General features: G+C 68.4%; 10 protein-coding genes and 1 pseudogene. 7 read left to right on the top strand and 4 right to left on the bottom strand.

Translation table 11 applies throughout. The features are described from left to right. Positions 1-440: cellulose binding domain-containing protein (locus C8263_RS18480; protein WP_199188449.1), on the bottom strand; the 440-nt coding region annotated here is incomplete at its 3' end. Positions 441-783: 343 nt separating this feature from the next. Between C8263_RS18480 and C8263_RS18475 the strand changes: the two genes are divergently transcribed. The 6 genes from C8263_RS18475 to C8263_RS18450 all read left to right on the top strand — a co-directional run bounded on the left by C8263_RS18475 (position 784) and on the right by C8263_RS18450 (position 7384). Next, a complete protein-coding gene (locus tag C8263_RS18475) occupies positions 784-1644 on the top strand; it encodes a MurR/RpiR family transcriptional regulator (protein WP_107139579.1) in 861 nt (286 codons plus the stop codon). Positions 1645-1686: 42 nt separating this feature from the next. Next, positions 1687-2940 carry an ABC transporter substrate-binding protein gene (locus C8263_RS18470; RefSeq protein WP_107139578.1) on the top strand — a complete coding sequence of 418 codons (1254 nt, stop codon included), beginning with the start codon at positions 1687-1689 and terminating at the stop codon, positions 2938-2940. 141 nt (positions 2941-3081) lie between these two features. Continuing rightward, positions 3082-3987 carry a carbohydrate ABC transporter permease gene (locus C8263_RS18465; protein ID WP_107139577.1) on the top strand — a complete coding sequence of 302 codons (906 nt, stop codon included), beginning with the start codon at positions 3082-3084 and terminating at the stop codon, positions 3985-3987. Continuing rightward, positions 3984-4862 carry a carbohydrate ABC transporter permease gene (locus C8263_RS18460; RefSeq protein ID WP_107139576.1) on the top strand — a complete coding sequence of 293 codons (879 nt, stop codon included), beginning with the start codon at positions 3984-3986 and terminating at the stop codon, positions 4860-4862. The genes C8263_RS18465 and C8263_RS18460 overlap by 4 nt, the downstream gene beginning before the upstream one ends. Further along, on the top strand, positions 4859-5887 hold the full coding sequence (locus tag C8263_RS18455; RefSeq protein WP_233218921.1) for an SIS domain-containing protein: 1029 nt from the start codon (positions 4859-4861) through the stop codon (positions 5885-5887). The genes C8263_RS18460 and C8263_RS18455 overlap by 4 nt, the downstream gene beginning before the upstream one ends. 3 nt (positions 5888-5890) lie before the next feature. After that, positions 5891-7384, top strand: coding sequence for a glycoside hydrolase family 3 N-terminal domain-containing protein (locus tag C8263_RS18450; RefSeq protein ID WP_107139575.1), 1494 nt, complete (start codon positions 5891-5893; stop codon positions 7382-7384). 19 nt (positions 7385-7403) lie between these two features. Here C8263_RS18450 and C8263_RS18445 read toward each other — a convergent pair whose 3' ends face one another. Both C8263_RS18445 and C8263_RS18440 read right to left on the bottom strand, forming a co-directional pair. Continuing rightward, complete coding sequence (locus tag C8263_RS18445) at positions 7404-8240, bottom strand: AfsR/SARP family transcriptional regulator (protein WP_107139574.1); 837 nt, start codon at positions 8238-8240, stop codon at positions 7404-7406. A 193-nt stretch (positions 8241-8433) separates the two neighbouring features. After that, complete coding sequence (locus C8263_RS18440; protein WP_107139573.1) at positions 8434-8925, bottom strand: universal stress protein; 492 nt, start codon at positions 8923-8925, stop codon at positions 8434-8436. Positions 8926-9135: 210 nt separating this feature from the next. On the opposite strand from C8263_RS18440, the gene C8263_RS18435 reads away from it, so the two are divergent. Then, positions 9136-10329 carry a trans-sulfuration enzyme family protein gene (locus C8263_RS18435; protein ID WP_107139580.1) on the top strand — a complete coding sequence of 398 codons (1194 nt, stop codon included), beginning with the start codon at positions 9136-9138 and terminating at the stop codon, positions 10327-10329. Positions 10330-10750: 421 nt separating this feature from the next. Here the strand turns inward: C8263_RS18435 and C8263_RS18430 are convergent. Beyond that, positions 10751-11071, bottom strand: a pseudogene (locus C8263_RS18430) (IS4 family transposase); the annotation flags it as partial. Positions 11072-11187: the final 116 nt, after the last annotated feature.

The following is an 11187-nucleotide window of genomic DNA, read 5'->3' as shown; positions in this document are numbered from 1 at the left end:
CCACTGCAACTGGCGCCGTTCAGGGTGCAGGTGTTCACCCCACTGAGCTGCCCGCTGCCGTCATAGCCGATGGTGACACTGCCGCCCGCCGGAATGGTGGCCCCGCCCCAGCTGTTGGGGGTGACGGTGTACAGCCCGCTGCTGTCCCGGCTGATGGCGCCGCCGGCGCCCCAGACCGAACTGCCCGCAGCGGCAGTGCCATTGAACTTGAACTTCAGGGTCCAGCCCTGGATGGCGCTGGGGCCAGGGTTGCGCAGGGTGATGCGGCCGGTAAAGCCCGTGTCCCACGCCCCCGTGCTGTCAAACGTCGCCGTCAACCCCGTCGCCTGCCCCTGCAGGGTCGCGGCGCTGCCGAGGGTGGTGGGGGACTCGCGGCCACAGGCCCCCAGGGCCAGGCTCAGGGCAAGCAGGGCGGTCAAACGAGCGGCAGTCTTGTGCATACCTCACCTCATGGGTCAAGCGGGAATGACGGCTCCGGGAACAGGTTGTTTGAACAGTCGCATCATGCAAATCTTTTTTCAAACTGTCAAGTCCAGGGAAGAATTTTTTTCAGACGGTCAGGAAGACGTCAGGCGCTCAGGGGGCAAAACGGGGGCACACAGCTTTTCTCGTAGAGCTGAACTACCCACTGACACGAGGCGGGGTGGTGTGTGGCACGCCCTGATCCCCTCCCCCCACCCCCATTGAAAATGCACGCCCCGTTTTTTCAAAACTTGACAAAAATAATTTTCAGACTCAAGATACCTTCATCAACCACACCGCCGACCCAGGCCAAGGAGGCCCATGAGTCAGACGCTTGCTCGCCCGGCCCATTCCCAGGGCGCCATCAGCCGTATCCGGCTTCACGCCCACAGCCTGTCCCCCTCGTTGAAACAGGTGGCCGACCACGTGCTGCGCGACGCCGAAACCGTTCTGCACCAGACCATCACCGAACTGGCCGCCTCGGCGGGCGTGGGCGAAGCCACCATCACCCGCCTGTGCCGCAAGCTGGACTTCGCTGGTTTTCACGCCTTCAAGATTGCCCTGGCCGCCGACGTGGCCGGGCGCGACACGAGCACCCAGACCACCGACACCGATCTGACCGGCCACACTGCCCGGCTGGTCAAGCAAAGCACCCTGACCCTGGAAGACACCGGGCGCCTGCTGGACCCGGATGTGATTGAAGCGGTGGCCAGCCAGCTGGCCCGCGCGCCCCGGGTGGACATCACCGGACAGGGCAATTCGGGACTGGTGGCGCAGCTGTTCGCGCACCGCCTGCTGCGCCTGGGCATTACCGGCGTGGCCTACACCGACCCCCACGTGGCGGCCGTGAGTATCTCCACCCTGCCCCGGGGCGGCGTGGTGATCGGCCTGACCAGTTCCGGCAGCACCATCGACACCGTGCAGCACCTGCGCCTGGCCCAGAGCCATGGGCACTACACCGTTGCCATTACCCACCGGGCCAGTTCGCCCGTGACCCGCTACGCCAGCAAAGTCCTGTTCACATCCCGCCAGGAGGAACCGCTGACCGACGCCGTACTGGACACCCTGATCTCGCAGACGCTGGTGCTGGAAGTGCTGTATGCCGGGCTGCTCGCGCGCCGCCCCGAAGCTGCCGCCGTGCTGCGCGTGACCGCCGAAAGCGTGGTCGAGAAGAAGTACTAAGTGCCCCCCTCTGGTTCCCACGTCCCCATAAGGAGAGACACCATGAAACGAGCCCTGAGCATCCTGACCCTGAGCCTTGGCATGAGCGCCCTGTCCAGCGCGAACGCCCAGACCACCGTGACCTTCTGGACGTGGTACCTGAGCCCCAAGTTCGATGGCTACATCAAGAGCACGATTGCCGCCTTTGAAAAGGCCAACCCCGGCATCAAGGTGCAGTGGTTTGACAAGCAGGACTCCATGGTGCAGGACTTTATTTCCAGCGTGAACCTGGGCAACGCGCCGGACGTGGTGAACCTGAACATTGACGAGACCCAGAAAGCTGCGCAGAACGGCTTCCTGCGCGCGGCCAGCGACTTTACACCCGCAGCCACCCTGAACCGCACCTTCTACGCCCAGAGCCTGCGCAACTTCACCCAGAGCGGCAAGGTCTACGCCTACCCCTGGTACGGCTGGATCAACGAGGGCGTGCTGCTGTACAACCCCGAGCTGCTGCAAAAAGCCGGCCTGAGCCGCGCGCCGCGCACGAGCAGCGAGATGCTGAGCTACGCCAAGACCATCAAGGACAAGACCGGCGCCTTCGGCTGGGTGCCCGCGCTGAAAGACCCCAACACCGCCTCCTTCCTGGGCTTCTTCTACGCCGAGGGCCTGCCCATCTACAGCGCCGACGGCCGGGCCGTGTTCAACAGCGCGCGCCACGCCGCCCTGCTCAACCAGTACGTGACCCTCTTCCGGGGCGGCTATATCCCCGAAGACGCGGTGCGCCGCGAAGCCTTCCAGCTGGCCACCGAACTGTACGCGCAAAACCGCGTGGCCATGATCGTGGGCGGCCCACAGGCCCTGACCCGGATTAAAGACACCAACCCTGGCCTGTACGCCAAGACTGTGGTGACCAACGCGCCTGTGGGCCCAGCCAACGTGCAGACCGGGGGCAGCATGGGCCTGGTGATTCCGCGCGCCAGCAAGAACCCCGAAGCCGCCGCCAAGCTGGCCGCCTTCTTTACCAACAACGCCAACCAGCTGGCCTTTGCCAAGGTGGTGCCGGTGGTGCCCACCACCCTGGGCGCGCAGACCGCCGTGCAGTTCCGCGTGACCAGCCAGGACCCCATCGCCAAGGCCACCGGTCTGGTGGGCGCCTCGGGCCGCTTTATCAACCCTGGCTACCGCGCGCCCGGCAACAGTGACGACCTGTACAAGAACTTCAACGACAACATTGAAGCCGCGCTGCTGGGCCGCAAGACCGCGCAGCAGGCCCTGAACGACGCCGCCGCCTACTGGAACGCCAACATGAAGAAGTAAAGGCTGCCGGGCAGGGAAGAAACCCTGCCCGCGCCTGCGCAGACGGCCCGCTCGAACCTTCCGGGCGGGCCGCTGCGCGCTGCCCGCCCCGCCTCTCCCGCTGCTGGCCTGCCCCCAGCCCCCTCTCCTAAAGGACACTGCATGCGAGTTCCCTGGCGCACGACGCTGCTGTCGTATACCTTCCTGGCCCCGGCCCTGGTGCTGCTGGGCGTGTTCACCTTCTATCCGCTGCTGTACGGCGCTTACCTGGGCTTCACGGAGTACAACGGCGCGCGCTTTGGGCAGGGGCTCCCACCCCGCTGGGTGGGCACGGCCAACTTTGAAAAACTGTTTGCCGATCCCCTCTTTCTGACGTCGCTGCAGAACAGCGTGAAATACCTGCTGGTGGTGCCGGCCCTGCAGCTGGCCGCGCTGGCGGTGGCGGTGCTGGTGAACAAGCAGCTGCCCGGCATGGCCATCTTCCGCGCCGGTTTCTATGTGCCGGTGGTCACGTCCATCTCGCTGGCGGCGGTGATGTGGGAGTGGGTGTTCAACCGCGAGGGCACCCTGAACTGGCTGCTGCGCAACCTGGGCCTGACCACGCCTGAAGCGCAGTTCGGCTGGCTGAACTCGGAGGTCTGGGCCTTCTGGGCCGTCATGCTGGTGACCTTCTGGCGCGGCTTTGGCTACTACATGGTGCTGTACCTGGCGGGCCTGCAGAACATCCCCGAGGAACTGGAAGAAGCGGCGGTGCTGGACGGCGCCAGCGCGTGGCAGCGCTTCTGGAAGATCACGGTGCCCCTGATGCGCCCCACCATCCTGCTGTGCACGCTGCTGTCCACCATTGCCGCGCTGCGGGTGCTTGAAGAGGTGCTGGTGCTGACCAACGGCGGCCCGCTGAACTCCACCTACACCGCGCTGATGTACGTCTTTTCCAAGGCGTTCCAGGGCTTTGACTTTGATTACGGGCTGGCCAGTGCGGCGGGCCTGGTGGTGGCGGCGGTGGCGCTGGCACTGTCTTACCTCAACTTCAAGCTGTTTAACCGTCCCGAGGAGGAAGAGGCATGAGCCTGACCGCCGCCTCGCCGGCCCGCGCGGCCCGGCGCACCGTGGCGTGGCGCCGCCCCCTGCGGACTGCGCTGCGCTACGTCCTGCTGAGCCTGATTCTGATTTTCGCCCTGTTTCCCTTCATCTGGACCCTGGCCATTGCCCTGACAGACAAGACGGCCGGCACCTCTATTTACGCCTTTCCGCAAAGCCTGATTCCAGCGCGCGTGACGCTGCACAACTTTGCCGACGTGTTCCGGACCTTCGCGCTGGGCAAGGCGCTGTGGAACTCGGTGGTGATTACCACGCTGACGGTGGCCGGCACCCTGCTGATCTCGGCGCTGGCGGCCTACCCACTGGCGCGCTTCCGCTTCCCGGGGCGCGAGCTGATTTTTGGGGCAATTCTGGCCACGCTGGTGCTGCCCTCGGAAACCACCTTTATTGTGAACACGCTGACCCTGAAACACCTGGGCCTGCTGGGCACGCACTGGGGCGTGGTCGTTCCCACGGTGGCCGGGGCCTTTGGCATCTTCCTGATGCGTCAGGCGTTCGTGTCGGTGCCTGCCGCCCTGCTGGAAGCGGCGCGACTGGACGGCGCGGGCGAACTGACCATCCTTACGCGCATCATGCTGCCGCTCACCAAACCCAGTCTGACCGCGCTGGGCATCTTTACCATGGTCACCACCTGGAACGCGTATTTCTGGCCCATGCTGGTGCTGTCTGGCGCGCCGGACAAGGCACCCATGGCCGTGGCCGTGCTGAAGCTCAAGGGGCAATTCAACTATGACCCGTTCAATATTGCGGCCGGGGCGATCATCATGATGCTGCCGGTACTTCTCGTGTTTCTGGCGGCCCAGCGCCTCTTTCTGCGCGGCATGGAAGGAGCGGTGAAATGAGCGAGCCCCTGATGCTGCGTGAGGCCCGCGAGGCGCCGCAGGTGGTGACCCGGCAGGCCGGGGACGCCAGCATTGAGCGCGCGGCCCAGACCATCGCTGCTTTTGCGCCCTCCTTTGTGGTCACGCTGGCCCGGGGATCGTCGGACCACGCGGCCACCACGCTGCGCTACGGCATCGAAACGCATCTGCGCCTGCCGGTGGTGAGCGCGGCCCCCAGCGTGGCCGGGGTGTACCACGCCGACGTGAGTTACCAGGGCGCGCTGGTGCTGGCCATCAGCCAGTCGGGGGGCAGCCCCGATCTGGTGGAAACCCTGGCCCAGGCCCGCCGGGGCGGCGCGCTCACCTGCGCGCTGGTCAATACCCTGGGCAGTCCGCTGGCCCACGCCGCCGACCTCGTGCTGCCGCTGCACGCGGGCGAGGAACGCGCCGTGGCCGCCACGAAAAGCTACCTGGCCGCCCTGACGCTGGGCGCGCAGCTGCTGTGCGCGTGGCGCCCCGACGAGGCCCTGAGCGCCGCCCTGCACCGCCTGCCCGGCGCCCTGGACGCGGTGCTGGCCCAGGAAGAGCGCGCCGTGGCCGCCGCCGGGCGCCTGACCGGCGACCAGACGACGCTGGTGCTAGGCCGGGGCCTGCACGCGGGCGTGGCCGCCGAGGCCGCGCTGAAGCTGCAGGAAACGGCGGGCGTGGGCGCCCTGGCCTTTTCCACTGCCGAGTTTGCCCACGGCCCGGCGCGACTGGCCGAACCCGGCACCCCGGCGCTGTTTTTCCAGGCGCGCGACGCCACGGCGCCCTTTACCGCCGACAGCCTGAGCACCCTGCGCGGCTACGGCGCCCAGATCACCCTGATTGGCGACGATGTGCCGGGGCAGGCGGCCGATCTGCCCACTCCGCCCACCGGGCACGCCCTGACTGACCCGGCGGTCTCGGCGCTGGCCGCGCAGCTGCTGATTGCCCACGCCGCCCTGCGCCGGGGAGAGAACCCCGACGCCCCGCCCCGACTGGCCAAAGTCACCCGCACGAGGTAACCCATGCGCGCCCCCGCTGCACCCTCCCCTGCCCGCACGCTGATCGTGGACCTGCCCGGGCCCGAGCTGACCCCGGCCCTGGGCCGCTGGCTGCGCGCCCTGAACCCCGGCGGCGTGTGCCTGTTTGCCCGCAACATGCCCACCCCCGGAGCAACGGCGCGCCTGGTGGCCGACATTCGTGACGCCCTGGAACGCGACGCCCTGATCGCCACCGACCAGGAGGGCGGCGCGGTGCTGCGGCGCCTGGACAGCCCGCAGCCGCCCACTCCGCAGGGTCTGGGCGTACTGGGCGACGAGGGGGCCGCCTTTGAGGCCGGCGCCCTGGCCGCGCGGGGCCTTCTAGAACTGGGCATCAACTGGAACTACGCTCCCAGCCTGGACGTGAACGTGGACCCCCTGAACCCGGTGATCGGGGAGCGCTCGTTTGGCGCGGACCCGGCGCTGGTGGCGCGCCTGGGCGTGGCCTGGGCCCGGGGCAGCGAGGCGGCGGGCGTGCTGAGTTCGGTCAAGCATTACCCCGGCCACGGCGACACGCGCGTGGACAGCCACCTCGCCCTGCCGGTGGTGGGCAAGACACGCGCCGAACTGGAGGCGTGCGAGTGGGTGCCGTTCCGGGCGGCGGTGCAGGCCGGGGTGGGCAGTGTGATGACCGCCCACATTCTGTACCCGGCGCTGGACCCGGAGCGGCCCGCCACCCTCTCGCCCACCCTGCTGGGGGGCGTGCTGCGCGGGGAATGGGGCTACGACGGCGTCATCGTGACCGATGCGATGGACATGAAGGCCGTGGCTGACCGCTACCCCGGTGGGCGCGGCGCCGCGCTGGCCCTGGCCGCCGGGGCCGACGCGGTGCTGGTGTGCGGCCACGGCGACCAGACCCTGCACGACCTGCATGCCGCCGCCCTGGACACGGCGCTGCTGGACGGCACCCTGGACCCGGCCCGGGTGGACGAGGCGGTGGCCCGGCTGGCACAGGCCGCCGCGCGCTTTCCCGGCTCTCCGCGCCCCTACAGCCCGGCCCAGCGCGATCAGGACGAGGCCGCCACCGCCCGCTGGGCCCGGGGCGCGCTGGAACACCGGGGCGCGGTGCCCACCCTGGACCCGGCCGCCCCCGCGCTGCTGTTTGCCCCGGAAACCGGTGAGCTGGGCGGTCCGTACGGCGACCACCTGGGCCTGAACGCCTTGGCCGAGGCCCTGCGCCCGGTTCTGCCGGGCCTGCACGCCGCCCCGGTCGAAGACGCCGCCGCCGTCCAGGCCCTGCTGGCGCGGTTTGCGGGGGCCCCGGCGCTGCTGGCCACCACTGACCGCTGGGCCATTCCCGGAGCCACGCGGGCCCTGGCCGCCCGGCTGGCCGCGCGCCCGGCCCCCGCCGTGCATCTGGCGCTGTGGGCCCCGGACGCCGCCGCGCAGTTGCCCCTGCCGGCTCTGGTGACCCACGGCTTTCGCCGCGCCCATCTGCAGGCGGCGGCCCAGGTCCTGACCGGCGTGCCAGCACCCTGAGCAGCGCGTGGGCCGGCAGCTATTCCAGGGTCAGCAGGTCGGCGTAGGGCCCAGGACAGCGGCCATCGGGCGTGAGGGGACAGGTGTGGGCCAGGGGCGTGGGCGCCTTCTGGCCGTGCCCGCAGATGCGCTCGCCGCCCTTGATGCGCTCGGCCAGGGCCACGGTTTCAGGCATGGGGGCGTCACTCAGGTCGTCGCGCAGAAAGCGCACGAAGCGGCGGTAATGCTCGGTGGCCGCGTACTTGTCTTCCACCACCGACAGACAGGTCATCAGCTTCTGATGATGGTTCTCGCCCAGAAAGGGGTCTCGCCGCAGCGCCGCCACCAGATCGCGCACGGCCAGTTCGCAGTGAAGCTGCTCGCAGTGCAGCACCGACCGCTCCAGACACGCCCGGGTGTAGGCCGCCTGGTGTTCCTCGCGCGCCGAGTGTACCCAGTCGGCCTGAACGTGCGGCAGAAAATCGCCGCCATACTCGGCAATGGCCTGCCCCAGCGCGAAGAAGCGCGCGTCGCCCTCGGCGTGTTCGGCGTCGGCCAGGGCAGCGTACAGGCGAAACACATCGCTGGCACGCAGCACCTCGCCAGACAGGCGGTAAGCCCCGTAGGCTTCGGTGATGCTGCCCGGGTCGCCCAGCGCGGCGCGGGCCCGGTGCAGGGTGACGCGAAAGCGGTTGCCGCTGCGGGCCGTGCCGTCTTCCTGCCACAGGCCATGAATGATGTCCTCACGGCTGCGGCCCTCGGGGTGGGCCATCAGGAAAAAGACGAGGTCGCGCGCACTCTCGGCCTCCCACTTCACCGGCTGGCCGCCGCGCAGTACCTCCGCGCGGCCCAGCGAACGCAGCGTCAGTTGGGTCATGAAGCACCTCGGGAGGGAGCAGGCAGGGGGCACGCAAGACGCGGGGCCCCACCCATTCCAGCAGGAACAGCACCGCACCGCCTGCTCCCCCGCGAGTCTAGGCTTCCGGAAAAAGGCAAACAAGGGGCAGGCAGGCCCAGAGCTGGCCGCTGCGCCCTCTCCTCCACTGCACGCATCAGGTCCACTGCGCCCATCAGGAGGACTTCTGGCCGCCCAGGCGCTGAGCGCTGCGGCTGGGGCCGGCCTCTTCCACCACCCGCAGCCAGGGCGGACCGCCCACGCGGGCCGGACTGGGCGCGGCGGCCAGTTGCACCGGCACGCCGCTGAGGACCGCCAGCGCCAGCGCCAGGGCGCCCTGGGCGTCATCGGCGGGGCTGCCTGTGCCACCCAGGCCCAGCACGATCAGGTCGGCGCCGCTGCGGGTGGCAAAGGCGGCAATGGCGGGCGCAGGCTCTGCCCCGGGCGGCTCCAGCACCAGCACGGCCACCCCCGGGGCGCGCCGGGCACCGGCAGCCAGGGCCTGCAACTGGGCCAGCGCGGCGGCCCGCTGGGAGGTGCCCCCAGTGGCCAGCACCCGCAGCAGGGTCACGCGCCCGCCCAGGGCCCGGGTCAGGCGGTGGGCCTGCTGCGCGGCGTGGGCGCTGGCCGGGTGGTCTGTGGCAAGCACCAAGATGTGCCGGTACATAGGGCTCCTTTCAGGGTGGCCGCGCCCAGCCAGGACAGCTGGGTGACGGGCCTTCAGAGCATGTGAACAGGGGGATTACAGGGCCGTTACAGGGGGGCGGCCCTCCTCAGCAGACGCACCACAGCCTCCGTCGTCCGGGCAGCGGTCGGGCAGGCTGGACGGCCCACACAAAACGAACGTTTGTTCATGGGTCTGCCGTACAGTGAGGGCATGGCACACAACCCTAGACAGGCGTTCCGGACGCGCGCCGTGCACGCCGGACATGGCCTTGACCCAGCCACCGGCGCGCACGCCACCCCCATCTATGCCACCAGCACCTTCGGCTACGGCAACGCGGCGCGGGGCGAGCGGCTGTTTGCCGGGCAGGAAGAGGGCTACTTCTACTCGCGCCTGACCAACCCGACCGTGCGCGCCTTTGAGCGCAAGGTGGCCGATCTGGAAGGGCTGGACGACGCGGTGGCCTTTGCCAGCGGCATGGGCGCCGTATCGGCGGTCTGCCTGACCCTGCTGCAGCCCGGCGACGAGGTGATTTTTGTGGCGCCGCTGTATGGGGGCACCACGGGTTTTCTGCACGAGGTGGCCACCAAGTTTGGCGTGGTGGTGCACGAGGCGGCCGACGAGACCGCCATGGACGCCCTGATAGGCCCCAGAACCCGGCTGATCTGGGTGGAAACCCCCACCAATCCCCGGCTGAACATTGTTGACCTGGGGTGGGTGGCCCGCTCGGCGCAGGCCGCCGGCGCCCTGACGGTGGTGGACAACACCTTCAGCACCCCGGCCCTGACGCGGCCCGCCGAACACGGCATTGACCTCGTGATGCACAGCGCCACCAAGTATCTGGGGGGCCACGGCGACGCCATTGGCGGGGTGGTGGCGGCCCGCGCGGACCTGCTGGCCGAACTGCGCGGCGTGGGATTGCGGCACGTGGGGGCCTCACTGGGCCCGTTCGAGGCGTACCTGTTTTTGCGCGGCATGAAGACCCTGCCCCTGCGCATGGCCGCCCACTGCGAGGGCGCGCAGGCGCTGGCCCTGGCCCTGAAGGGCCACCCGGGGTTAAAGACCGTGCTGTACCCCGGCCTGCCGGAACACCCCGGGCACGAGGTGGCCGCCCGGCAGATGAGCGGTTTCGGTGGGCTGGTGAGTGTGGAACTGGAATCACGCGCCGCTGCCATGGCCTTTGCCGACGAACTGCAGCTGTTCACGCAGGCCGTGAGCCTGGGCGATGTGGAAAGCCTGATCTGCCATCCGGCCAGCACCACCCACGCCCTGCTGGGCGAGGAAGCACTGCTGCGTCAGGGCGTGACCCCGGGCCTGGTGCGCCTGAGCGTGGGTATCGAGGATTCGGCAGACCTGATTGACGACGTGCTGCGCGCCCTGGACCGCGTGCCGGTGGCCCACGACTAAGGACGTTGCCCCTCATGGTGCGACTGTTCAGGAGAGCACCGAACAGTCTCCACGCCCGGTGCAACGTCCTTTTTCCGAGACCCGCCTCGCTCGGTTGATCGGGGGATCAACAGCGAGTGACTTCGCCTGAAGGGCCGCAGCATCCGAGCTGACTACCGGTCAAAACTGGACCGTAGGTACGTCAAATCAGCCACGACATGTGCTGACGCACCCGTGGCACTCGAGCGTTACACTCTCTGATAGGGGGCACACCGATGATCCTGATGCTAGCCGTCTTCCTCCCAATCATTGCCGTCATGGCGTACTTTTCCATCAAACAGGAACGCTTAAATCGCGCCATGGACGCGATGGATGATTCGCGTCAAGAGGCAGCGTACGTTGGACCAAATCTGGGTGGCCCTGTGTAGAGGCCGTGTCGGGGTCAACGATGCGCGTGGCCTGATTCCAACGTGGAATTTGGCATGAGCGTGTAAAGAGCCCGCCAGGACGAGGGCGACGGGTGGAGCAGGAGATCATGGAGATGATCAAGGCCCAATCGGAACACGGACACCGTGCGGTGTCCGTGTGTCTTGCGTTTCACGGGCTGCTTGGCGGCCAGGAGCTGGCCCGTCACACAGGCCCAGATAAAGGCGGCGGACACGCAGGTCAGCAAAGTTGACACGCGCTCAGCCTGCGTGAGGCTGGTGTCTTCCAGATTGAAGCCTCTGGTTTTGAGGGCTGAGTGCAGGTTTTCCACGTACCAATGGGAATACACCTGTAGACACAACGGATGCAGCACCTATGATCGGACTTGACGGCCTGCGTCGACTGGTCGCCTTCGTCTCACGCGCCAAGAGCGCTTCACAGGAAGGTGCTTTA

Origin of the sequence: Deinococcus arcticus (genome assembly GCF_003028415.1) — a bacterium.
In the GTDB taxonomy this organism is placed as follows: domain Bacteria; phylum Deinococcota; class Deinococci; order Deinococcales; family Deinococcaceae; genus Deinococcus; species Deinococcus arcticus.
The sequence above is the reverse complement of the archived record's forward strand: the minus strand, read 5'-3'. Positions and strand labels throughout refer to the sequence as shown.